The 23,855-nt window shown below is 50.2% G+C and carries 20 protein-coding genes and 1 tRNA gene; 1 reads left to right on the top strand and 20 read right to left on the bottom strand.

Going from position 1 to position 23,855, the window contains the following annotated elements:
- Positions 1–114: 114 nt before the first annotated feature.
- From CWE23_RS09905 to CWE23_RS09875, 7 genes are all read right to left on the bottom strand, one after another.
- Positions 115–190, bottom strand: a tRNA-Ile gene (locus CWE23_RS09905).
- A 46-nt stretch (positions 191–236) separates the two neighbouring features.
- The gene (locus tag CWE23_RS09900; RefSeq protein ID WP_126820148.1) at positions 237–1,649 is read right to left on the bottom strand and encodes a sensor histidine kinase; all 1,413 of its coding nucleotides are present in this window, start codon (positions 1,647–1,649) and stop codon (positions 237–239) included.
- A gap of 70 nt (positions 1,650–1,719) precedes the next feature.
- The gene (locus CWE23_RS09895) at positions 1,720–2,496 is read right to left on the bottom strand and encodes an amidohydrolase family protein (RefSeq protein WP_105307265.1); all 777 of its coding nucleotides are present in this window, start codon (positions 2,494–2,496) and stop codon (positions 1,720–1,722) included.
- A gap of 75 nt (positions 2,497–2,571) precedes the next feature.
- Entirely contained in the window at positions 2,572–4,407 is a 1,836-nt protein-coding gene (rpoD, locus tag CWE23_RS09890; RefSeq protein WP_105307266.1) for an RNA polymerase sigma factor RpoD, read from the bottom strand.
- A gap of 125 nt (positions 4,408–4,532) precedes the next feature.
- A complete protein-coding gene (gene dnaG / locus CWE23_RS09885) occupies positions 4,533–6,281 on the bottom strand; it encodes a DNA primase (protein WP_105307267.1) in 1,749 nt (582 codons plus the stop codon).
- A 168-nt stretch (positions 6,282–6,449) separates the two neighbouring features.
- Positions 6,450–6,665 (bottom strand): 30S ribosomal protein S21, encoded by a 216-nt coding sequence (gene rpsU / locus CWE23_RS09880; protein ID WP_006954239.1) that lies wholly within the window; start codon positions 6,663–6,665, stop codon positions 6,450–6,452.
- 86 nt (positions 6,666–6,751) lie between these two features.
- The gene (locus tag CWE23_RS09875) at positions 6,752–7,483 is read right to left on the bottom strand and encodes a hypothetical protein (protein ID WP_206750261.1); all 732 of its coding nucleotides are present in this window, start codon (positions 7,481–7,483) and stop codon (positions 6,752–6,754) included.
- 210 nt (positions 7,484–7,693) lie between these two features.
- Between CWE23_RS09875 and CWE23_RS09870 the strand changes: the two genes are divergently transcribed.
- Positions 7,694–9,130 carry a serine/threonine-protein kinase gene (locus CWE23_RS09870; protein WP_157982924.1) on the top strand — a complete coding sequence of 479 codons (1,437 nt, stop codon included), beginning with the start codon at positions 7,694–7,696 and terminating at the stop codon, positions 9,128–9,130.
- Here CWE23_RS09870 and tgt read toward each other — a convergent pair.
- From tgt to tkt, 13 genes are all read right to left on the bottom strand, one after another.
- Entirely contained in the window at positions 9,106–10,221 is a 1,116-nt protein-coding gene (gene tgt, locus CWE23_RS09865) for a tRNA guanosine(34) transglycosylase Tgt (RefSeq protein WP_105307815.1), read from the bottom strand. The two genes, CWE23_RS09870 and tgt, sit on opposite strands and share 25 nt — an antisense overlap.
- 22 nt (positions 10,222–10,243) lie before the next feature.
- Positions 10,244–11,293, bottom strand: coding sequence for a tRNA preQ1(34) S-adenosylmethionine ribosyltransferase-isomerase QueA (gene queA / locus CWE23_RS09860; RefSeq protein ID WP_105307270.1), 1,050 nt, complete (start codon positions 11,291–11,293; stop codon positions 10,244–10,246).
- A gap of 99 nt (positions 11,294–11,392) precedes the next feature.
- Positions 11,393–12,283 (bottom strand): hypothetical protein, encoded by an 891-nt coding sequence (locus tag CWE23_RS09855; RefSeq protein ID WP_126820145.1) that lies wholly within the window; start codon positions 12,281–12,283, stop codon positions 11,393–11,395.
- Positions 12,283–12,828 carry a hypothetical protein gene (locus CWE23_RS09850; protein WP_105307272.1) on the bottom strand — a complete coding sequence of 182 codons (546 nt, stop codon included), beginning with the start codon at positions 12,826–12,828 and terminating at the stop codon, positions 12,283–12,285. Before CWE23_RS09850 ends, CWE23_RS09855 begins: the two co-directional genes overlap by 1 nt.
- On the bottom strand, positions 12,806–13,372 hold the full coding sequence (locus CWE23_RS09845) for an RNA polymerase sigma factor (RefSeq protein ID WP_105307273.1): 567 nt from the start codon (positions 13,370–13,372) through the stop codon (positions 12,806–12,808). Before CWE23_RS09845 ends, CWE23_RS09850 begins: the two co-directional genes overlap by 23 nt.
- Before the next feature lie 128 nt (positions 13,373–13,500).
- Entirely contained in the window at positions 13,501–14,772 is a 1,272-nt protein-coding gene (locus tag CWE23_RS09840) for an inorganic phosphate transporter (RefSeq protein ID WP_105307274.1), read from the bottom strand.
- An 11-nt stretch (positions 14,773–14,783) separates the two neighbouring features.
- Entirely contained in the window at positions 14,784–15,464 is a 681-nt protein-coding gene (locus CWE23_RS09835) for a TIGR00153 family protein (protein WP_105307275.1), read from the bottom strand.
- Between the two features lie 94 nt (positions 15,465–15,558).
- The gene (locus tag CWE23_RS09830; RefSeq protein WP_126820144.1) at positions 15,559–17,478 is read right to left on the bottom strand and encodes a methyl-accepting chemotaxis protein; all 1,920 of its coding nucleotides are present in this window, start codon (positions 17,476–17,478) and stop codon (positions 15,559–15,561) included.
- 109 nt (positions 17,479–17,587) lie between these two features.
- Positions 17,588–18,367, bottom strand: coding sequence for a DUF481 domain-containing protein (locus CWE23_RS09825; protein ID WP_241970612.1), 780 nt, complete (start codon positions 18,365–18,367; stop codon positions 17,588–17,590).
- A gap of 96 nt (positions 18,368–18,463) precedes the next feature.
- Positions 18,464–19,528, bottom strand: coding sequence for a class II fructose-bisphosphate aldolase (fba, locus tag CWE23_RS09820; protein ID WP_126820143.1), 1,065 nt, complete (start codon positions 19,526–19,528; stop codon positions 18,464–18,466).
- 28 nt (positions 19,529–19,556) lie between these two features.
- Complete coding sequence (locus tag CWE23_RS09815; protein ID WP_105307279.1) at positions 19,557–20,738, bottom strand: phosphoglycerate kinase; 1,182 nt, start codon at positions 20,736–20,738, stop codon at positions 19,557–19,559.
- 45 nt (positions 20,739–20,783) lie between these two features.
- Complete coding sequence (gene epd / locus CWE23_RS09810) at positions 20,784–21,797, bottom strand: erythrose-4-phosphate dehydrogenase (protein WP_126820142.1); 1,014 nt, start codon at positions 21,795–21,797, stop codon at positions 20,784–20,786.
- Between the two features lie 3 nt (positions 21,798–21,800).
- Positions 21,801–23,798, bottom strand: coding sequence for a transketolase (gene tkt / locus CWE23_RS09805; protein WP_105307281.1), 1,998 nt, complete (start codon positions 23,796–23,798; stop codon positions 21,801–21,803).
- Positions 23,799–23,855 lie beyond the last annotated feature (57 nt).

Here is a 23,855-nt window from a genome sequence, read left to right as displayed (position 1 = left end):
ACTTCAGTATACTATTTAAAGTCTGCTTAAATCAAAGTAGTAAATGTATAGTAGCACAGAGGTAGCACCAACCAATTTTGGTTAGTGGCAGCTAACACTGAAAGCCTTTAAATATGGTGGCCCCTCCCAGATTTGAACTGGGGACCAACCGATTATGAGTCGGGTGCTCTAACCACTGAGCTAAGGGGCCATATCAGGATGGAATGCGTTTAAGCGGCGCAGATTATACGAACTTTTTACTCGCTTGTCATGGGTATCTGCATGATAAATCGTGAGTTTGCGCCATCGGATTGATAACTCACGTCACCACCAATGGCTTGCACGGCATCGCGTGCCAGCTTCAGGCCATTACCATAGTGCTGAGGCAAGACATCGTCCTGCCGGAACAGTCTGCGCTCGTCTTGCGAGGATAATCCTTCAAACTCATCGATGACTTCAATCACTACCTCGTGCTCGTCGCCACTGGCTTTGATCAGCACTTCTCCCTTATTAGGACCAAAATTGAGGGCGTGGGCTATCAATGTGTCGAGCGCGAAACGCACCAACAAGCTGTTGCTTGTCAGCGTCAGCGGCTCAGGACAAATCGCGGTTAACGTCTGGCCGTCGTTGGCGGTACGTTGCTGATGGAAGGTAATAATTTGCTCTAGCCATGGTTGTAGCGTCAGGGTTTCGTTACCATCGCGGCCCGGATTCCGGGTATCGAGATTTTCAAACCCTACCACCAGGTTTTCTATCCGCTGCAAGTCCTCGAGCAATACGTCCAACTGGTCGTTGTCGATTGACTGCTTTTCCGATAGCAGTTGCTGGACGCTCAGTTTCCACTGTTCGACCCGTAGCACCAGGTCTCTAGCCAACGACGAGGATAACCGCGCGATATGCGACAACTCCTGGTTTCGACTCAATTTGGCCTCGAGCGCCGTTATGTTTCGCTCCAGGTTGATGTTTTTCTGCCGTGCTTGATACAACAACATCAATAACGGTTGTATTTCGTTAATATCGGACGTTACCGGCACCGGTTTCGACTCATCTTCGCCCTGCTTAACCAAACGATCGCGCTCGAGATACCAACGCCGCTCAAATTTTATGGTCTGCGCCAGCATTATAATCGCCAACACACCCAGCAATACAAACAACACGCCGATCGTTATCGTATTGTGAACAGGAACCAGACTGGCGCGCTGCATTAACCAGGCACTGAGTCCTTCGTGTGTTGTTATCGGGCAGGCCACTGCTATCAGCGCACTATCGGCATTACGTTGCACCGCTTCGACTAACTGGTCCTGTTCAAGGGCGCGCTGAGACAACGAGCTCAGCAAGGTTTTTTCGGCGTTGGGTACATCCGTTTTAATGTCGCTGCCAAGATAGGTGGGGAAGGCATAGCCGAAAAAGTTGGTATGAATATGCCAAAAGCCGCCTTCAACGCCCGGTAAATTGGCCGTTACGCGGTTGATTTGTTGCTGCAGTAAGTCGGGATTGCCAACGCGAACTTGCTTCTGCTCATTACGGGGGAAAAGCTGTTGGATGTCGGTCTGCAATTGCTCACAATTTTTACTGAGTAGCGCAGTTTGCTGAGAAACCGTTTGTTGGGCCGATTGCCAAAGGGTAAATACAAAACCAGAAACGGCAATGGCGATGAAAATCATCGCCATCCATCGATTCAGTTTTGAATGGGAAGACAGAGAGTACACCCAATAACCACGCTTTAATTAAGACAGACCGTTACGGGAGCTTATAAAACTCTCGCGCATTTTCATAGAAAACTTTATCGATCGCTTGTTCATCATCCAAGGCTTCAATCATGGTATCGATATCACTTGGTTCAAAAGAGCGGTTACTGCGCGTGCCTGGCAAGTCGGTGCCAAACATTAAGCAGTCAGGGTTGGCTTTATAAAGCGTTTTCATTGCATCCGAGACATTCACTTCGGTACGACCAAAGCCACTGGCCTTAATCTTTACCCCACCTTCGGCCAGGCGGCGCACTTGCGACAAGCCTGATTTTGCCATACCCAGGTGATCAACGCTGAGCTTAGGCAGCTTCAGTAAGGTCGGCACCATATCGTCTAGCTCTCGGCTATCGACGTATATTTCTAAGTGCCAACCGGCCAGATCCCAGATGCGCTGACCAAATTCAACGATACCTTCAATATCACGGTGCACACCGCGCTTAAGGTTAACTCGCACACCGCGAATACGGTGCTCATTCAGCTGTTGAATCTTTTCATCACTGACGCTACCGGGTAACTGAGTCACGCCAACATAGTTGTCGCCCAAGTTTTCCAGTGCCGCTTTAAGGTAGCGTTGTTCGAAGCCCTGAAATGAGCCAGAAACAATAACACCGCCTTCAATTGGCATACCGGTAACAAGCTTACGGTAATCGTCAATGTAAAAAGGCTCTGGGATATGCCCTTGGTTTTCAATCAACGGAAATTGATCGTCATAAATATGCAGGTGCGAATCAATAATCCGTTTTGGCCAGTTGTTGCGGCTATTTCCCATAGTGCCTCCTGAGCTTATCTTCCTAGTTTGGCCAGATTAACGCATCTGGCCTAAGAACGTAAATCGCAGACCTTATTACTCGTCCAGGAACGACTTCAGTTGTTCAGAGCGACTTGGATGACGCAATTTACGTAATGCTTTGGCTTCAATTTGACGAATTCGTTCCCTTGTTACGTCAAACTGCTTACCCACTTCTTCTAATGTGTGGTCCGTATTCATATCAATACCGAAGCGCATACGCAACACTTTCGCTTCACGCGCGGTCAACCCGCCAAGCACTTCACGAACCGAATTGCGCAAGCTTTCCGAGGTCGCTGAGTCAATCGGTAGATCCAGCGTATTGTCTTCAATGAAGTCACCCAGATGCGAATCTTCGTCGTCACCAATCGGCGTTTCCATCGAAATCGGCTCTTTCGCAATTTTAAGCACTTTGCGAATTTTATCTTCCGGCATCATCATTCGTTCTGCCAGCTCTTCCGGCAGCGGCTCCCGACCCATTTCCTGCAACATCTGACGTGAGATGCGATTCAGCTTATTGATCGTTTCGATCATGTGCACCGGGATACGAATGGTACGCGCCTGATCCGCGATCGAACGTGTGATCGCCTGCCGGATCCACCACGTTGCGTAGGTTGAGAACTTGTAACCACGACGGTACTCGAACTTATCCACCGCTTTCATCAGGCCGATGTTACCTTCCTGAATCAGATCCAGGAATTGCAGACCACGGTTGGTGTACTTTTTAGCAATTGAAATAACCAGACGCAGGTTCGCTTCGACCATTTCTTTTTTGGCCCGGCGCGCTTTCGCTTCGCCAATCGACATGCGGCGGTTAATGTCTTTTACCTTGGCAATGGTTAGCCCGGTTTCACGTTCCACTTCAAGCAGTTTGGTGACACTACGTTCGATATCGCCACGAATCTCACGCAAACCTTCAGAATAACCTTCACCGGCGTTGATGTGCTCGTCGACCCAGGCCATTGAGTTCTCGTTACCAGAGAATGCTTTCATGAACGCGCGTTTTGGCATGCCAGCCTGTTCCACACAAGCTTTCATCACCAGGCGCTCTTGCACGCGGACACGATGCATCATGTCACGCATGTCTTTAACCAGACGATCAAACTGCTTTGGCACTAACCGGAACTGCTTAAACAGCTCGCTCAATTTATCAATTTCAGCGCGCGCTTTCGGGTGGTCACGGCCATTATCAATGATGGCCTGACGGGTCACTTCGTACTGTTCACGTAGCTCAGTGAATTTTGCGCGGGCAAACTCAGGATCGATGCCAGTATCGGCTTCTTCTTCGTCTTCGCTGTCATCGTCATCATCGTCTTCTTCTTCCAGCTCTTCTTCTGAAAGTTCAGAACCGACGTGCGTGGCGCTAACCGGTGCCTCGTCCACTTCATCGGGGTCGATAAAGCCAACAATGATATCGGTCAGGCGAAGCTCTTCGGCTTCGTAGGAATCCCATTGTTCAAGCAGGAAGTTAATCGCTTCCGGGTATTCAGCAACAGAGCACTGTACCTGGTTGATGCCTTCTTCAATACGCTTGGCAATGTCGATTTCGCCTTCGCGTGTTAACAGCTCAACGGTACCCATCTCACGCATATACATGCGCACCGGATCGGTCGTGCGACCAATTTCACTGTCAACCGTTGCAAGTGCTTGTGCGGCTTCTTCTGCGGCATCTTCGTCCGCAGCACTTTCCGCCATCATCAAGTCATCGGCATCCGGCGCGCTCTCGAACACGCGAATACCCATGTCATTGATCATGCGAATAATATCTTCTATCTGATCGGAATCAACAATTTCCTGAGGTAAATGGTCATTAACCTCAGCGAATGTTAAAAACCCTTGTTCTTTGCCTTTCGCAATAAGGACTTTAAGTTGCGATTGCCGACTCTGCTGCATACAGACGTTCCACCCAATAACTGACAATGAGATAACAATGAAAAATCAGTGAGAATACCCAAAATGACCAGAAAGTATAACAGATTGCTGCCTTTTAGGCCAGCAAAACACTCACTTCCGGCCTGTCACTGCTTTTTCCTCAGATGCTGTAATAGCATCAAATATTCCTGCTTCTCAGCTCTATTTAGCTGATGTGTTTGCTCTTTTCGTAGCAAGTCGTTCGCACGTTGCTCAACGTACTGATCGATGAGAAAAACAAAGATGTCATAAAATTCTGCATTGATTTGCTCCTCATCTAATTGGTGCTCCCAAACCGCCAGTTTTTCAAGGGCACCATGAAATTCTGTGTCCCGCCAAGCTTCCAGCAACTGCGCCGTGGTCATTGCCTGAGCCGCGGTTTGCCGGTGCAGTTGCATAAACAACTCAACACCGTTCAAACGGAGTTGCCCGAGTTCTTCTCGAACCGGTACCGTTTGCCCAAGCCCCGGGTACTGTAACAGCAATGCGATGGCTTTACGTAACGGTGTCATTTTCATCGCCTGCGGCGTCATCCGTTGCTGTTTCGGTTTATCCACGTAACGTTCAAGTTGCGAGCGGTCCCGACGCAGCAAATTCGCGAGTTTTTCCATCAGTGATTCGCGATAAAAGTCACTCGCAACTTTTTCGATACGAGGCTTTGCTTCACTCAATAATTGAGAACGTCCAGCGTCATTACTTGGATCGATGTCAGCCAGCAAATGTTCAAAAAAGTAGTCAATAAATGATGTTGCCTGCGCTAATTGTTGCTCAAAAGCCTCAGCTCCTTTGCTTTGCACCAGCGAGTCCGGATCTTCTCCGTCAGCCAGAAACAAGAAGCGCATATCAACGCCGTCTTTTAACAGCGGCAAGGCGTTTTCCAGTGCCCGCCAGGCGGCGTCGCGACCAGCTCGGTCGCCGTCATAACAACATACCACCGTGGAAGTGGTGCGGAACAAACGCTGCAGTTGCTCTGTGGTCGTTGCCGTACCCAGAGATGCGACGGCATAATCAATACCCGCTTGCGCTAAACTGACGACATCCATGTAGCCCTCAACAATCACAACTTGCTCGGGGCGTTTACGCTGTTGTTGTAAATGCCAGAAGCCGTACAGTTCATGCCCTTTGTGAAACAGCCGGGTTTCCGGCGAGTTCAGGTATTTCGGCCCATCGCTGTCGATCACCCGGCCGCCAAATCCAACGACTCGTCCACGCCGGTCATGGATTGGAAACATAATACGGTCACGAAAAAAGTCGTAATGACGGCCGTTGTCATTCCGGTTCACCAGTTTTAAGTCAACCAATTGTTGGCGCTGTTGTCCGGAGCGGCCAAAGGTGTTGAGCACACCATCCCACTCGTCGCCGGCATAACCGATTTGAAATTTCTTGACGATCTCGCCGGTTAATCCACGTTTCTTTAAATAGGAGATGGCTTTTTCAGCCTGTGCGTGGTGTTTCAACTGATGTTGATAGTACCGCGCGCATTGACTCATTAACTCACTGTCCTGACGCTGCTGTTGCTGACGCTGTTGTTGCTGTTGCGGCGTGGTATTTGATTGCTCCCGAGGCACATCTAAACCCAGCATGCTGGCCAACTCTTCAACCGCATCCGGAAAGTCGAGCCCATCGTAGTTCATTAAAAAGTCGATGGCATTGCCGTGCTCACCACAACCAAAACAATGGTAAAACTGCTTATCCTGACTAACAGTAAACGACGGCGTTTTTTCGTTATGGAATGGGCAGCAGGCCTGGTGATTTTTACCGGCTTTTTTTAACGGCACACGGCTGTCGACAACTTCCACAATATCAGCACGATCCAGCAGATCATGAATAAATGATTTTGGGATAAGCCCTGCCATACGCGTTATCGCCCTTAAGTTCTGTTGCCCCTAAATGAAAGGGTTACCAAAAACAAGAAAGCCGCGACGGCATTCCGACACGGCTTTCGAAACAAGACTAAATTAGCAAGTCATTGTCATTACGCGAAAGGTTTCGCTCTTCGCTTTGCCTGTCTTCGAGGCTAAAGCTTAGTACAAACGTGTACGACGAGCGTTCTCGCGAGCCAGCTTTTTAGCGTGACGCTTTACAGCTGCTGCTTTCTTGCGCTTACGTTCTGCAGTTGGCTTTTCGTAATGTTCACGACGGCGAACTTCAGACAGAACACCTGCTTTTTCACAAGAGCGCTTGAAGCGACGCAGAGCTACGTCAAACGGCTCGTTTTCTTTCACTTTAACGACTGGCATTAAAAAATCACCTCGGGTAAATTATCTATTTTGATTAAAAATTAACCACTACGGGTTTAATTGGTGCTGAATTGTACCGAGTCAAATTACTCTTGTAAAGCCTTATCCGAATTTGATCCTTCCGATCGTCCCGAGCTTTTCAGTTGCAAGACAGGGATAGAGTTCATTAACAGCCGATGCATGAGATCGACCCGATCATCATCGTTCATCACTGACTCCAGGCCAATACGCCACTGCTTAGGTCCGGCTTCTTCAACAGACTTGATACGCACCGCCCGTGTTTCATGCTCATCATCAGACAATTGAATCGTTAATTGCGCGTTTTTGCCAAGCAGTTGGCCTTCAAAACACGGTAATACACCTTCGCAGTCAAAGCCAAAACCATGTGCCGCCATATCATGCAGCAGCCCATTAGTCATCGGCTGCTTTTCACCCTCAAGTGTCAATTGCCCACGCACTTCAATTTGCATTCGTGGTGTCTTTCGTAACGATCTCGTTTGGGAGTTCTTAGGATAAGAAACAAACAACAACTTATCGGGGAACTGGGTGGCGTGGATCAAGTCAACCGAGCCGACGATAACTTCGCCCTGCGCTGAGATGGTTCGCATGACCAGTTGATCACTGCCGCGCAACGCCGGCAGTACGTCCTGCCAGCGATATAAATGTGACACTTCAAGAATCAGATAGTCTGGATAATGCTGACCAATCAACGTAAAATGGAACCGTCCATTCGTGTCGTGTCCGGCCTGAGATGCGCACTGTAATTCCACCACCTGATTGTACCCAGAGGCTATTAATTTGTGCTTGCTCGTTTGCATACCGTAAGTGTTGTTGATTGGCGATGGTTCCAGCATAGCGCATTTTTTCAGAATGTTAATAGTTGATTTTATGCACATTTTTTTGACGTCGTTTGACGCCACTCTGTTCAAATACCTACCTTAAAGGCAACTTGTTTTGTCCTGAAACCGAGGATATAGGTACACTGAAAATGGATTAATGACCTCAAAATAACGCAAAAAGGTGCGACTTTGGCCCCCGAGGATCCGATAAATACAACCGAAGAGGCTCGATTTCCTTATCGAATAGCCGATCGTTACCACTGTAAGGGATACCTTGGTGGTGGCGGCAGCGGACTTGTATTTAAAGCATGGGACGACATGCTGCAACGCATGGTAGCGATAAAGTTTATTCGCAACCCCTCGCTTATCGCACGCCAAAGACTGGTTGCCGAAGCCCGAGCCCTGGCCAAAGTGAATCATCCCAGCATCTGTTCGATATACGATATCGGCGAGCCGGTTGATGAACACTCTTCCCTATTCATGGTTATGGAGTTGATTGAAGGTCCACGGCTGACCGAGCTGGCCGGACAGTTAAGCACCGCCTCCGCAATTAAGATCATTCACAAATTGGCCGAGGGCTTGAGTGAGCTTCACGCCGCAGGGCTGGTTCATAACGACATTAATCCGGGCAATGTCATTATTAAGCAACAAGATGGTGATGAACCTTTCCCAACACTGATTGATATGAGTATTGCCGGCCGTCATAGCCACCCGATTCGTGCGCGTGGTTTTGGGGTTACGCCTTTGTTTGCTGCACCTGAACAAAGCAACGGCGATGTCATCAACCCGCGCCAGCGAGAGCGCGTTGATATTTATAGCCTGGGCGCATTATTGTTTTTTTTAATTACCGGTCAGGCACCCAATAAGCATCCGGAAAAGCTGCTTCGCGAACACAATGACCGATGTCCCGCGTCGCTGCGGCGTATCATTTTGCATTGTATCGCCCGCGATCCAGGCAAGCGTTTTCATTCAGCAACGCAACTGGTTGAGGCGTTAGGCCCTCTCCGTTACCCTAAGCGCCCTTGGCTACCTATCGCTGCGGTTGTCGCCGGAAGTTGTTTGGCCGTTGCAGCCGCCGTCACTGTTGTCCACAACATCGATTTTACGATGACACGTGGCAATACCGAGAACATCAAACTGCGAGAAGAACTGATGTCTCAGGCAACGGCTTACGCGCTTTATGCCGAACAATTACAGATTGACAATAAACATAATGAAGCGCGCAAACAGGCACAAAAATCCGTGCAATATTACCGCCGCGCCATTGCCGTTTCCGAAGAAGCGAACATTCGTCCGATAATGCAACTGATCGATTTTCTACTGAGCTATCAGCGTTTATTCAGTACCTCGGAGTTATCAGCGCTATTGCTCGATACCCTGGCACAGCTTGAGGAAAGAAAAGAGATTAGCAGTGACGATCACTTGTTGTCGTTCACACGAGCACGAATTTATTTCAACTTAGCGAAATTACATAAAGATCAGGAACATTTGACTGATCGCTGGGCTCAACGCGCCTTGTCGGAAGTAAAACGGGCTGTTAAAAAACAGCCCGCTTTAGAACGTTATACCCAGTTGCAATGCCGGGTTGAAAAACACCTGGGTCAGTCAAGCACCGGTACTTGCTGATCTCTGGCAGCATAAAAGTTCTGCACGTACTCATCGAAAGTACCCTCATCCAACGCATGGCGCATATCACTCATCACGCGTTGATAAAAACGCAGATTATGAATGGTATTCAGACGCGCCCCTAGAATCTCGTTGGTGCGATCCAAATGGTGCAAATAGGCCCGCGAATAATTCTTACAGGTATAGCAGTCACAATCCGGGTCCAAAGGACCGGTGTCGGTACGATGAACCGCATTTCGAATCTTAACCACGCCGGTGCTGATAAAAAGATGACCGTTACGGGCATTTCGTGTCGGCATCACACAATCGAACATATCGACACCACGACGCACCGCTTCGACCAAATCTTCCGGCTTACCAACGCCCATAAGGTAACGCGGTTTTTCCACCGGCATTTGTGGTGTGGTGTGTTCTAAAATGCGCATCATGTCTTCTTTCGGCTCGCCGACGGAAAGTCCACCGATAGCATAACCATCAAAGCCAATCTCGGTCAGGCCATTTAATGAGATATCCCGCAATTCCTCGTACATTCCGCCTTGGATAATGCCGAATAACGCCGCGTCATTCCCTTCGTGCGCTTTCTTTGAGCGCTCAGCCCAACGCAACGATAACTCCATCGATTGACGCGCTTCCGCCTGAGTTGCCGGGTAAGGCGTGCATTCGTCAAAAATCATCACGATATCTGAGCCTAACTCCCGCTGAACCTGCATTGACTTTTCCGGTGTCAGCAGAATCTTCTCACCGTTAATCGGCGAGCGGAACGTTACGCCTTCTTCGGTGATTTTACGCAACTCGCCCAAACTGAATACCTGGAAACCGCCTGAATCTGTCAGAATCGGCTTATCCCAATTCATAAAGTCGTGCAAATCACCGTGTTGTTGAATGATCGACGTACCCGGACGAAGCATCAGGTGAAACGTATTGCCCAAGCAGATTTCGGCACCGGTTTCCTTCACTTCCTCTGGAGTCATCCCCTTTACGGTACCCAGGGTGCCGACCGGCATAAATGCCGGAGTCTCTACCGTGCCGCGTGCGAACTTCATGCGTCCGCGACGAGCTCGTCCATGTGTTTTATCAAGTTCAAATTTCATCATATTCTAAGCTTCGTTATCGTTAGCGCGACAGGAACATCGCGTCGCCATAACTGAAAAAGCGGTATTTTTCGGCTATAGCCTGGTGATAGGCGTCCATAATCAGGTCTTTGCCGACGAAGGCAGAGACCAACATAATTAGGGTTGATTCCGGCAAATGAAAGTTAGTGATGAGCGCATCAATGACTTTAAATTCAAAACCGGGATAAATAAAAATGTCAGTATCGTCAAAAAACGGTTCGATCAGCTCGTCACTCCGGGCAGCCGCCGATTCCAGTGACCGCACCGAGGTTGTGCCAACCGCGACGACACGTTTGCCGGCAGCTTTCGTTGCCTTAATTTTTTCACACGTTTCAGCAGGCACTTTGGCGTATTCGCTGTGCATGACGTGCTCTTTGATGTCGTCTACCCGCACTGGCTGAAAGGTACCTGCGCCGACGTGCAGGGTCACATAAGCAAACTCAACGCCTTTGTCGGTCAACTGCTGTAAAATGTCATCATCAAAGTGCAGCCCCGCCGTTGGCGCGGCAACCGCTCCTGGTTCACGGTTGTAGACGGTCTGATAACGTTCTTTGTCACTGTCCTCATCGGGACGATCAATGTAGGGTGGCAGCGGCATATGGCCATACTGCTCCAACAACTCCAATACCGTCTCATCGTGTTCAAAGCGCAATTCAAACAGGGCATCATGACGAGCCACCATGGTTGCCGTCACTTTACCCTCCAACCGTAATTCCTGCCCCGGTTTGGGTGCACGGTTAGCGCGCACATGGGCAAGTACGCGATGGTCGTCCAGCAACCGCTCCACCAACACTTCGACCTTACCGCCGGAAACTTTCTCGCCCAACAGTCGTGCAGGGATAACCCGCGTATCGTTAAAAACCAACAAATCGCCGGCATCGAGCTCAGCGACAATGTCTTTAAACATTTTATGCTCGATACGCTGTTGTTGCTGGTTGACCGTTAGCAGGCGACTGGCGCTACGTTGCTGCTGAGGATAACGCGCGATCAGTTCGTCCGGTAAATCAAAACTAAAATCGCTGACTTTGAGCGAGGTATCAGGCCGGGTCATGATTATACTGCATTCACTTTAATGACTAATGTGCGCGGATTTTACTCGAAACTCGGCAGCCTGTCACGGCTGCCGGTAGGGTTGGTCGGTTAGTCGGTATTAAAAGTAGTACGGCTTCGCTGCTTCAATCAAGTCAGCGGCCCCGTCATTACCGCTGCACTCGCGAATGTCGTCCATTGCAAACACATAAACGCGATCCCGACGACGCTCACCGGCACTATTATCCGCCCCCTCCAGAATAAAGGTGACAAACTCATCCTGTGGCAGTGCTTTCAGTGTTATGCCGTAATCGCAGAGGGTTTTTGACAACAGTTGCTCAGCATTGGCAATGGCTTTATCGCGCGTTTCTATCTGTTGTTGACGGATTTTTTCACGCTCAGCCTTTAATTCTTGCTTCAATGCCTCGGATTTTTCCCTCAATGCGCTCTGCTCCGCCCGTAGCTCATCTAATTGCCGCTTTATCTCATTACGCTCACGGGTCAGCTCCGCCTTTTCACTGTCTTCGGCGTTACGTAGCCGGAACTCAATATCACGCAGCTCTCGTTCCTGTTCGCGAATATCCCAGGCAAGGTCACGCTGCTTTTCCGACAACTCAAACCATTCCTCCGAGTATTCACCGCTAAGCTTACTGAGTATCCGGTGCGCCGTTCGCAATCCCTGCTCAACCACAACATCCAGTTGCAAATCACGGGCAAACTCTCCCATATCAGCGGCTTCCGGCGGCATTGGCGGCTCCGGCGCATCAGGCGCCACGAAACGCCAGCCAGACTGGCCAAGTCGAACTCGGTAAATCACGCCTTGATCGCGCACATAGGTGTATCGAAAGTCCGACAAACGGGCTTCGTCATCACCGCTTTGTCGAGCCGCTGTCTGGATGATGCCGGTAAAAATTTCTAACTGGTTTTTTAATTCACTATAAGGTTCGTTCGCTTGAGCGGCTGCGCCATAAAAGGCACTTGCTACAGCCAGCGATAATAGCCACTTTTTCATCACTCATTCTCCAACATCGGTGGATGGTTTTGCATTCCCACACGGCGTAATTGCTGTGCATAGAATGTAATATCTTCTTCGCGAGTATCGTTTACGTACTCAACCAGGTTTTCCATATCAGCCTGCCGTTCCTGCCGGTTGGTGGCCAGGATGTAAGTCGCCAGTTGTGTGGTCGACGTTGACAGCTGTTCACGAAAATCGTTACGCAAGTCCTTACTTTGCTGAGCCAGTCGCATTTTCTGCTGCTCCTCGAAAACACTCAGCTTTTGCTCAACAATTTCAGCCACTCGAGCATCAACCTGAGCATCAATATCGGCCCGGTAACTTTGCACAACCACCAGCGATACCGCCAGACAAGACAGGGCAAAGGATGCGAATGCCATTGGCTGAGACCACCAGGATAATTTGCCGGTCGGCCGGTAGTGCGCCCGGAAAATGGCTTCGCGATCCCATTCCGGCATGTTTTCCGCACTGCGGTATTGCTCGCCGGCATCGGTTAGCCACTGCTCAAAGCTTGGTTTGTTATTTGACGATGGCTTGTTCATAGACATCCTCCAGGTACACCTTTAATTTATCCAACCCAGCATACAGCCGAGACTTAACCGTATTCTCTGATTCACCCTGTTGTTCAGCAATTTCCCGCGTCGTCAACTGGCGAAAGAACTTTGCTTCGACCACCGCGCGTTGTTCCATCGGCAAACGCTGCAACGCTCGTATGATGCGCTGTTGCTGCTGCTCAAAGTCGGCACTTTCGTCGGGCGATGCCTGCAACGATTCGTCCGCCTGATCGTGTTGCTCAATATCCCAGCCGTCTTCCTCCTTACGGCGGCGGTAATACTCAACGCAACGTCGATGCGCGATGGTCATCAACCAGCCGCTGAAGGCATGCTGCTGATTCCAGTTGTGCAGGCTCCGAAACACACTGGCAAAGGTTTCCTGCACTAAATCAAGTGCATCATCTGCATTCGGCAGCATACGCAAGCCATAATGAAAGACTCTTTGTTCATAGCGTTTAACCAGAGCTACCCAAGCCTTACTGCTCCCTTTGAGCGCCTGTTCGGCTAGTTTTTTATCGCTTTTTTTAAACACGTGTCGTTGCGTCCGAGGATTTGTTTATAAAGTCGATAATGAACAAAAAAAAGTTGGATGGGAATGTGATTTTTTTTCGGGTAAAAAAAAACCCCGTATAAAACGGGGCTTAGCAACGGCATATCCTCTTAGGCGACACCGAATATCGCTTTCAGAATGTAGAAGAAAATAATCGACATAATCGCGCCTGCCGGCAGCGTCACGACCCAGGACACCACGATGTTGCGCACGACGCCAAGGTTTAGCGCCGCAATACCGCGCGCCATGCCTACACCAAGAACCGCACCAACCAGCGTCTGTGTGGTTGAAATTGGCAAACCAGTACCCGAGGCAAGTACCACCGTCGACGCAGCTGCCAGCTCGGCGGCAAAACCACGGCTTGGCGTCAGATGCGTAATGCCCTGACCAATGGTCGCGATAACACGTTTACCCAGCATCGCCAGGCCGACAACGATACCCACGGCACCTACCGGAAGCACCCACCAGGCCAACGCCGCTTTCGACGAAATTTCACCATTGTTGGCAACGATGCTGACAACAGCAGCCAACGGACCAATCGCGTTTGCAACGTCATTCGAGCCATGCGCAAAGGCCATCGCACAGGCGGTCACGACCATCAGCACGGCAAACACCTTCTCAACGTTGGTGTAGTGCATCTCTTTGTCGTCGGATGGGTTAAACTTAAGCCGTGAAATAGCAAACTTACCGATAAAGAAGACCACGACGGCAATACCAATCGCCCATAGGTAACCTTCCATTGAACCTAAGTTCAAACCAACGTGTTTTAAGCCTTTTTTGATGGTAACCAGCGACAGCACGAAGCCGGCCATTGCCATATAGAATGGCACATACCGTTGCGCCATTTTTAATGGGTTAGAGCGGTCAAAAATCAGTTTCTGCGCACTCATAAATATGAGGTACGCAATAAAGCCTGATATCGCCGGCGTTACCACCCAAGAGCCTACCACACCGCCAACTTTTGCCCACTGCACGGAATCCATGCTAACGCCAATGGCCGAGAAGCCGACTATGGCACCGATGATCGAGTGCGTAGTTGATACCGGCCAGCCCAGGTAAGACGCGATCAGCAGCCAGAAACCGGCGGCAAGTAGTGCCGAGATCATGCCGAATACGAGTAGTTCGGGGCTGTCAACGAAATAGGCAGAGTCAATAATGCCTTTACGAATGGTGGAGGTTACTTCACCCCCGGCAAGATAAGCACCTGCAAATTCAAACACCATGGCGACGAGAATCGCTTGCTTGATGGTCAGCGCTTTTGAGCCAACCGAGGTACCCATTGCATTTGCTACGTCATTTGCGCCGATACCCCAGGCCATAAAAAAGCCAAAGACCGCCGCCATGATCACCAGGATCATGCCATAAGAAGTAATGATATCCATGAATCGTTCCCTTAAACTCGCGCCAGCATGAGTTCAAAACGTGCGCCAACACGTTCAGAGAGGTCGGCAAGGTCGCCCACCCAGTCCAAAATGCGATACAAAAACATTGCATCGAGTGGGTTCATTTCGGTTTCAATTTTGCGCAGATCTTTGCGCAGTTGAACTTGCAGCGTGTCAGTGTCCGCTTCAATTGCATCAAGTTCTGCAATAAAGTTGTTCACCAAGTCCCGCTCCCGACCTTTAAAGCCGGTTTCCAGCAAGTCATCAAACTCGCCAATGGTTTCTTTGGCTTTTTCGGTCGCGTCAAGGCAACGTTTGAGGTAGGCATCAAAGGCGTCGATTAATGGCTCGGGGATTTCTAATTGACGCCCGGTCATTAAGCCTGAAATATCTTTTGCTTTATTCGCAATACGATCCTGCTGCGAGACAAGCTCGAGCAAATCGGTCCGTTCGACCGGCATAAACAAACCACCGGGTAGGTTCAAACGAATATTGCGTTTCAGTTCATCTGCCTTTTGTTCATGCTCAACCACATGCTTGCGCGCCTGCTCGGCGGCATCCCAGTCTTTGGCATAAACGGCTTTAAAAAACTCCTTCAACCATTCAGCGCACCGGTGAACTTCGTCCATGTGCTCGATCATTGGTTTTATTGGGGACTTAGCAAACACCCCAAGAAATGAGTTTACCGACATATCGGATCCTTACTTGTATTAGCCTATTTTAGCTGCCGCGAATGGTAGCTAAATCTTAGGTCAAAAGGAACCGTTTTGCCGACAAAACTCTGCGTTAATGCTCAAAAACTTGCTCAATTTTGTGCTGCTGCTGTCGTGTTTGTTGTGTCGCCTGAGTTAACAGTTGCACGGATTCTTCAAGGCCGTCTACCAACTCGGTCATGCGATGTTCAAAATCCTGCATTTTTTCCGCTTGTTGCGACACCAGAGTAAATGCCCCGCTCACTTGTTGCGAAGATGAATCCGCCTGTTCACCCGTTTGTTCTATCAGGCCGACAATATGATTGACCTGTTGCTGCTGTGTTTCCGCCGCTCGATCAATTTCGACGTAGTTTTCACCGAGTACACGCGAAGCCTGTGTCAGTCGACTAAGAATTTGCTGAACCTCGGCGAGCGACTCATGGGTCTGTTGCGCGAGCTTTCTGACTTCATCGGCTACCACCGCAAAGCCACGGCCATGCTCGCCGGCTCGCGCCGCTTCGATGGCCGCATTCAGTGCCAACAAATTGGTTTGCTCAGAAATGTTACTGATGACGGTAAGGATGTGGCTCACTTCTTTCACTGACTGATTCAAGTCGGTGACCGCGTCAGAACCGGATTCGATAAGCTGTTGTGTCCGTTTCGATGCCTGATGCAAGGTCTCAGTGGTCTGCCCGCTGTCCTGCACCGAGGTTCGAGTGGCTCTGGCATTGGTCGCCAGAACATCAAAGCGCTGTTGCAACTGATTACCCAGCTCCGCTAACTCGCTCAGTTGCTGCTGATTATTAAGGGCAGAATCCTGGCTGGCTCGGGAGCGCTCGACGACTTGCTGGATCTCACCATTGATGGTCTCCAGAGCGCTTTTCACGATGCCCATTTGTTCCTTCTTCTGCTCGGCTTCGCGGGCATTGAGCTCCAGTAGCGCATTGAAACTCGACGCGATATCACCCATTTCAGTGTTCGAGTTAGCCCCTGGCAAAACCTCCATTTGCCCTTCAGAAACCAGCTTTTTCATCGCGTCACGCAGTGTTCTTAACGGTGCCAGCACCATCCTGCTGAGCAGGACAAAGTTGACCAGCGCAAAAACGATCAAAACCACAACCAGCACGACCACCACGGATTTTATCTGCAACAATGTCTGTTGGTAGGATTCCGCCAATTGTTGTTCGGCTCCGAGTGCGTCAGTTTGTAAGGCGGCAATGTCGGAGCGCAATTGTTCGAACGCTTGTTCACGTTCACTGATTTGTTGCTGGGTTTTTGCCAGTTCCCGAGGGTAGCGATTTAATAAACTGTTTAGCTCGGACAGGATACCGATGCCGAGATCTTTCGCTTCGCGCTGCACCAGCATCATGGACTGGTCCGGTAGCTCTTCTTTAATGCCCAGTAGAGGAAGGTTTTCGAGTTGCGCGACGGTCTGCTTCAAATTATCCAGTATTGGCTGATACTCGGCACTACTGTCTCCCTGCGACAACTGTTGCCGAACATGTATCAAATGAACCAGCTCTTGCATCACGTCATTGGCCAGCGCAATGTACCGCTGTGCCGTTTCCGGCTGTGTTTCGATACCCAACTCTGCATAATCAATTAAACTGGATAACTCATTACTCAATGAACGTTCCGCATTTAATACCAATTCATTCTTCGAACCAGCCAGTTTACCCAGAGCTCGGTAATCAGAATTGGTCTTCTGCAGGAGATCCTGCACTGATTGCTGCAGCCGGCTAAGACGTTCACTGTCCAGTTCGGCAAGTTGCTGTTGCACACCAGTCAGTGTTTCGGCAGCGTTGCTTAACAACAGCGTATCGCCGGATTGCAGATACTGGCTGAGTGACGTAACCACATCCACCTGTACCCGTTGCTTAATCTGCTGGAAATGTTGGTCGAGTTGTTTTTGCTCTTCCAGCTTAATGTTGCCCCAGGTCAGCAAGCCAAGGAACAACAGCGATACCAGTGAAAGCGAAAGCGACGATAAGCGGCTAAAGTGAGATACGCGCATACAACTGAGTGGGCTGAAAATATTGCCGCTATACTAGCTCGGTTGTATGACACTTTTATGAAAAAGCCCGCCAGAATGGCGGGCTTCAATGCATCAGAACAGGACGGGTCTAAAAGCTATAAACCAAAGTCACTGCGGTTTCCGTATCAAGATTTTCAATGGTCTCGTTAGCAACTTCTGAGTTATGCGTTGCTGAGAAGGACACTTTCATTGCCAGCGAGCTGTTCAAGTTTGATGACACCGACAGCTCAGCACGGCTTTTGGTGTTGTCTTCACCAATTTCCGACGAAACCAGCGCATTGAACTTGGAAGTTTCAGAAATTTTCCAATGAGCGTTACCCGCCAAACGGAGGATTGCAGAGCCTTCTGACTCCTGCGGTACGCCGTCAACAATCGGCTTATAACGCGCATAACCCGGACCAATTTCATAGTCCGCATAAACCGCTTCGCTGTAGCGATAGCGGGCGCCATAACCTAAAGCCACAGTGCTCTGATATTCATAACCACTGTATTCATCTTCTTCGTAGGAACCAAACAGAAACATTGACGACTTACTTTCAGGCGCAAATTTATAGTTACTCTGCGCGGAAATAAACAGGCTGTCTGCAGTCTCTGAGGTTTGGCCCGTCGACTGGTCTTCCTGCTCGGCCGTGTAGTAATCGATAATGCCTTTATGACGCCACTTTTTGTAGTCGCGAGAAACGTTTAATTTGCCTTTTAAACTCTCGGTCTTGGTGTTACCTGTGGTGAATAACAGGCCAAACTCTGCGCTTGCCTCCCATTCTTCAACGGTATTTGTATCCATATCCTCGGCATCGTCAAACATAAAGGTTTGTGCTGATGCGGATAGGGGCAACATTAAACTGGCAAAAATAACGGATAAGCGCACGTATACCTCGACTTACATTTTTATACGAGCCGCACAGGATGGACAATTTTCTATCCCATGCGACTCAATTTTCGATTTAATTAAGCAAAGTTTACGTTACTTTACAACAGCCTTCAAATCCCCACGTTCATATTTCTTGAACATTTCCTCAAGAGAAATAGGCTTGATTTTGCTAGCCTGACCTTCACAACCAAATGCCAGGAAACGTGCTTCACAAATTTCCTGCATCGCGTCAGTGGCCGCAGCCAGGAATTTACGCGGGTCGAAGTTCGACGGGTTCTCCGCCAGGTGACGTCGAATCGCACCCGTGCTGGCCAAGCGTAAGTCGGTATCGATGTTCACTTTGCGCACACCGTTTTTAATGCCTTCCTGAATTTGTTCTACCGGTACACCATAGGTTTCCGGAATTTCACCGCCAAATTCATTGATGACCGCCAACCAGTCCTGTGGTACTGAAGAAGAACCGTGCATGACCAAGTGAGTGTTTGGAATACGACGGTTAATTTCCTTGATGCGGTCAATCGCAAGGATGTCACCGGTTGGTGGACGAGTAAACTTGTACGCACCGTGTGAGGTGCCACACGCGATCGCCAGCGCATCCACTTGTGTTGCCTGAACGAATTCTGCCGCTTCTTCCGGATCGGTCAGTAATTGATCGTGTGACAATTTGCCTTCAGCACCAACACCGTCTTCTTCACCGGCTTCGCCGGTTTCCAGCGATCCCAGACAACCCAGTTCACCTTCGACCGATACACCACAGGCGTGCGCCATAGCAACCGCTTGCTGAGTGACGCGCACGTTATAATCGTAATCGGCCGGGGTTTTACCGTCTTCGCGCAGCGAACCGTCCATCATCACCGAGGTGAAACCTAACTGAATCGAACGCTGACAAACGGCCGGTGAGGTGCCGTGATCCTGATGCACAACCACTGGAATATCCGGCCACTCTTCGGTAGCCGCTTGCATTAAGTGGCGCAGAAACGGCGCGCCAGCGTATTTACGAGCACCAGCAGAGGCTTGCACAATCACTGGGCTGTTCACTTTTTCCGCCGCCTGCATAATCGCGCGCATTTGTTCCAGGTTGTTGACGTTAAACGCTGGAATACCGTAGCCGTTCTCCGCGGCGTGGTCCAGTAACTGTCGTAGTGACACGAGGGCCATAATGTAACTCCTTAATTTGTTGTTCCGATTATGCGTCTTTTGCGCGCTGTTCTAAAATGTCGACCGCGGGCAGCTTTTTACCCTCGAGAAACTCAAGGAAGGCACCGCCGCCGGTAGAGATATAACTCATCTTATCAGCGATACCGTATTGGTCAATCGCCGCCAAGGTGTCGCCGCCACCGGCAATCGAAAACGCCTCGCTGTCGGCGATCGCATTAGCCATCACTTCAGTACCATGGCTAAATGCATCAAATTCAAACACACCTACTGGGCCGTTCCACACGATAGTGCCTGCATTTTTCAGCTTTTCCGCCAGCATTTGTGCGGTGTCCGGGCCGACATCGAAAATCATATCGTCGTCCTCGACTTCATTTACCGGCTTGGTTTCAGCACGGGTATCGGCACTGAATTCTTTACCGGTTACCACATCCGTTGGTAATGGAATTTCCGCATTGCGTTGCTGTGCCTGCTGCATCAAGCGTTTTGCTTCCGGAATCAGGTCAGGTTCGTAGAGCGATTTACCCACGGAATGACCTGCAGCCGCGATAAAGGTGTTGGCAATACCGCCACCGACGATCAATTGATCAACCACATTGGACAACGATTCCAATACCGTAAGTTTGGTCGATACTTTCGAGCCACCGACGATCGCCACCAGTGGTCGTTTCGGATTATCCAGCGCTTTACCCAATGCCTCGAGTTCATTTACCAGCAGAGGACCGGCACAAGCAACGGGCGCGAACTTCGCCACACCATGGGTTGACGCCTGAGCCCGGTGAGCTGTGCCAAATGCATCCATAACGTAGACATCACACAGTGCCGCCAGTTTCTTAGCCAGCTCATCGTCATTGCTTTTTTCGCCCACATTAAAGCGGACATTTTCAAATACCACCACTTCGCCGGCGGCAGCATCGGTACCGTCTAAATAATCATTTTCTAACCGTACCGGCACATCCAGTGCATCGTTCAAATAATCGACAACCGGCGCCAGCGAAAACTCAGCATCAAATTGTCCTTCGGTCGGTCGCCCCAGGTGTGACATCAGCATGACCGCGGCACCTTTTTCCAGAGCCAGCTTAATGGTCGGCAACGCCGCACGCAGACGAGCGTCAGAAGCCACTTTGCCGTCTTTTATCGGCACGTTCAGATCTTCCCGAATTAAGACGCGCTTGCCGTTTAATTCCAAATCCGCCATCGCTAATACAGACATGGTTTTTCCTCTTTTCAATGATTTCGATTGTTAGCCTTCACGGCGCTACAGCGTGTTGATGATAACGCGTGTGGTATCGAGTAACCGGTTTGCAAAACCCCATTCGTTGTCACACCAACACAGTAGCTTCACTAACCGTTTATGGCTGACGCGAGTCTGGGTGCCGTCAACAATGCTGGAATGGGGATCATGATTGAAATCGATAGAGACTAATGGCTCTTCGGTATAGTCCACGATCCCATTGAGTTCATTTGCGGCCGCCTCTTTTATCACCGCGTTTACGTCATCCAATGATGCATCATTATTTAAGGTAACGCTTAGATCCATCGCTGTCACATTGGTGGTCGGCACGCGCACCGCAATCGCTTCAAAACGCCCTTGTAAATGCGGCAAAATACGCTCGATTCCTCGCGCCAGCTTAGTATCCACCGGAATGATGGAGCGCCCTGCAGCTCGGGTTCGGCGTAAATCCGGGTGGTACGCGTCAATCACCTGCTGATCATGCATCGCCGAATGAATGGTTGTTACCGCGCCTGAATCAATACCAAACGCATTATCGATGATGTTGATGATGGGAACGATACAGTTTGTGGTACAGGAACCATTGGAGATAACCCGATGTTCACGGCTTAGCTGTTGGTGATTGATGCCGTAAATGGCAGTAAAGTCGACATCCGGCTGTCCCGGATGAGAAAACAGGACGCGCTTAACGCCCTGCTTCAGATAGCGCTGGCCGTCAGCCTGGCTACCAAACACACCGGTACAATCGATAACAATATCAACGGCGTGCGCCGCCCAGTCGACCGCTTCTATGCTGGTTTCGTGGGTAACCGCAATATCATCCTTGGCAACCGTCAGTTGCTCGCCCGCTTGCTGCACCGCAAACTTAAAACGGCCATGACTCGAGTCATACTTCAGCAAGTGCGCCATTGACGCGGCCGGCGCCGGTTCATTAATCAGCACCACCTGGAAGTGTTCGCGGTAATTGTTTTCGTACAATGCCCGCAAACAGCTCCGTCCAATCCGTCCAAATCCGTTGATAGCGACTCGAATCGACACAACTTAACCCAGCAACGCGTTGGCCTGAGCCACGGTGTTTTCAACAGTGATGTTAAAGTGCTGATAAAGCTCAGCCGCTGGCGCCGACTCACCAAAGGTGGTCATACCGACCACCGCGCCATTTAAGCCAACGTATTTGTACCAGTAATCGGCGATACCCGCTTCAATCGCGATACGTTTGCTAACCGCCGCAGGGAGCACCTGTTCACGATATTCTGCCGACTGTTGTTCAAACACATCCGTACTGGGCATCGACACAACTCGTACTTTGTGGCCCTGCTCCGTCAGTTTGGCGGCCGCCTGCACCGCAATATCCACTTCTGAACCGGTCGCAATAGCGATCAGTTCCGGCGTACCCTCGCAGTCTTTCAGGACATAACCACCTTTGGCAATATTCTGCAGTTGTTGCTCATCACGTTGCTGTTGCGGCATACCCTGACGGCTGAACACCAGTGCACTAGGTGTGGTCGTACTTTGAATCGCTGCACCCCAGGCTACTGCCGTTTCCACTGCGTCACACGGGCGCCAGCAATTCAGGTTTGGCGTTAAGCGCAAGTTGGCTAGCTGTTCCACCGGCTGGTGAGTCGGCCCGTCTTCGCCTAAACCGATCGAGTCGTGGGTATAAACGAAAATCGCTGGCTGTTTCATCAACGCCGCCATCCGCACAGCATTACGGGCGTATTCCATGAACATCAGGAAGGTGGCGCCATAGGCTTTAAAACCGCCGTGCAAAGTAATCCCATTCATGATCGCTGACATCGCAAATTCGCGCACACCGTAGTACACGTAGTTACCACTAGCGTCGTTCGCATCGATGCCTTTCGCTCCATCCCAAAGGGTTAGGTTCGAGCCTGCCAGATCGGCAGAACCGCCCAACAGTTCACCCAGCTTTGGACCAAATTCGTTTAACGCATTCAGCGAGGCTTTACGTGTCGCAGGGTTATCCGGGTTCGCCTGTAACCGTTTGGCGTAATCGACAACCTGTTGCTCGAAGTCCGTCGGCAACTCACCATTGAGACGGCGCTTCAATTCCGCCGCCAGTTGCGGGAATTCCTGTTCGTAAGCAACCCAGCGTTTGTTCCAGCTAGCTTCAACAGCGTCACCGCGGTCTTTTGCTGACCATTGCTGATAGACATCGGCCGGAATTTCGAACGGCCCGTAGTTCCAACCCAGTTTTTCACGAGTCGCTGTAATTTCATCATCGCCCAGTGGCGCGCCGTGACAGCTCTCTTTGCCCTGTTTGTTTGGTGAGCCAAAACCAATCACGGTTTTGCAGATGATCAGGGTCGGCTGATCCTGATTTGCCTGCGCCTGCTCAATGGCATCACTGATGGCGCCGGCATCATGCCCATCAACATCACGAATAACGTGCCAGTTATAGGATTCAAAACGCTTCGCGGTGTCATCGGTAAACCAGCCTTCAACTTCACCGTCAATGGAGATGCCGTTGTCGTCGTAAAACGCGATCAGCTTACCCAGTCCCAGCGTCCCCGCCAGCGAGCACGCTTCATGCGAAATACCTTCCATCAGGCAGCCATCACCGAGAAACGCGTAGGTGTGGTGGTTAATGATTTGATGACCTTCACGGTTAAACTGGGCCGCCAGCACTTTTTCTGCCAGAGCCATACCGATGGCATTAGCAATACCCTGCCCCAGCGGTCCGGTGGTAGTTTCGATACCGGGTGTATAACCGTATTCCGGATGGCCCGGCGTCTTCGAATGCAGTTGGCGGAATTGCTTAAGATCATCAATACTGAGGTCGTAACCGCTTAAGTGCAGGAGCGAGTATATGAGCATTGAACCATGCCCGTTCGACAGGACGAAACGATCGCGGTCAGCCCAATGCGGATTATTCGGGTTGTGTTTTAGATAATCACGCCACAACACTTCGGCAATATCCGCCATGCCCATGGGCGCTCCGGGATGGCCAGACTTGGCTTTTTGTACAGCATCCATACTTAGAGCACGAATAGCATTGGCGAGATGACGACGGTCAGACATGAAAAACCCCCAAACGGTGAGATGCGAATTCAGATGCGCGTATTCTCCACATTTCGG

Source organism: Idiomarina aquatica, from assembly GCF_003987185.1.
GTDB classification, from domain to species: Bacteria; Pseudomonadota; Gammaproteobacteria; order Enterobacterales; family Alteromonadaceae; genus Idiomarina; species Idiomarina aquatica.
The sequence above is the reverse complement of the archived record's forward strand: the minus strand, read 5'-3'. Positions and strand labels throughout refer to the sequence as shown.

Bases quoted from the DNA above. Each gene is read 5' to 3' on its own strand.
- CWE23_RS09900 (WP_126820148.1), bottom strand. From the start codon at position 1,649: ATGGCGATGATTTTCATCGCCATTGCCGTTTCTGGTTTTGTATTTACC.
- CWE23_RS09895 (WP_105307265.1), bottom strand. From the start codon at position 2,496: ATGGGAAATAGCCGCAACAACTGGCCAAAACGGATTATTGATTCGCAC.
- rpoD (WP_105307266.1), bottom strand. From the start codon at position 4,407: ATGCAGCAGAGTCGGCAATCGCAACTTAAAGTCCTTATTGCGAAAGGC.
- dnaG (WP_105307267.1), bottom strand. From the start codon at position 6,281: ATGGCAGGGCTTATCCCAAAATCATTTATTCATGATCTGCTGGATCGT.
- rpsU (WP_006954239.1), bottom strand. From the start codon at position 6,665: ATGCCAGTCGTTAAAGTGAAAGAAAACGAGCCGTTTGACGTAGCTCTG.
- CWE23_RS09875 (WP_206750261.1), bottom strand. From the start codon at position 7,483: ATGCAAACGAGCAAGCACAAATTAATAGCCTCTGGGTACAATCAGGTG.
- tgt (WP_105307815.1), bottom strand. From the start codon at position 10,221: ATGAAATTTGAACTTGATAAAACACATGGACGAGCTCGTCGCGGACGC.
- queA (WP_105307270.1), bottom strand. From the start codon at position 11,293: ATGACCCGGCCTGATACCTCGCTCAAAGTCAGCGATTTTAGTTTTGAT.
- CWE23_RS09855 (WP_126820145.1), bottom strand. From the start codon at position 12,283: ATGAAAAAGTGGCTATTATCGCTGGCTGTAGCAAGTGCCTTTTATGGC.
- CWE23_RS09850 (WP_105307272.1), bottom strand. From the start codon at position 12,828: ATGAACAAGCCATCGTCAAATAACAAACCAAGCTTTGAGCAGTGGCTA.
- CWE23_RS09840 (WP_105307274.1), bottom strand. From the start codon at position 14,772: ATGGATATCATTACTTCTTATGGCATGATCCTGGTGATCATGGCGGCG.
- CWE23_RS09835 (WP_105307275.1), bottom strand. From the start codon at position 15,464: ATGTCGGTAAACTCATTTCTTGGGGTGTTTGCTAAGTCCCCAATAAAA.
- CWE23_RS09830 (WP_126820144.1), bottom strand. From the start codon at position 17,478: ATGCGCGTATCTCACTTTAGCCGCTTATCGTCGCTTTCGCTTTCACTG.
- fba (WP_126820143.1), bottom strand. From the start codon at position 19,528: ATGGCCCTCGTGTCACTACGACAGTTACTGGACCACGCCGCGGAGAAC.
- CWE23_RS09815 (WP_105307279.1), bottom strand. From the start codon at position 20,738: ATGTCTGTATTAGCGATGGCGGATTTGGAATTAAACGGCAAGCGCGTC.
- tkt (WP_105307281.1), bottom strand. From the start codon at position 23,798: ATGTCTGACCGTCGTCATCTCGCCAATGCTATTCGTGCTCTAAGTATG.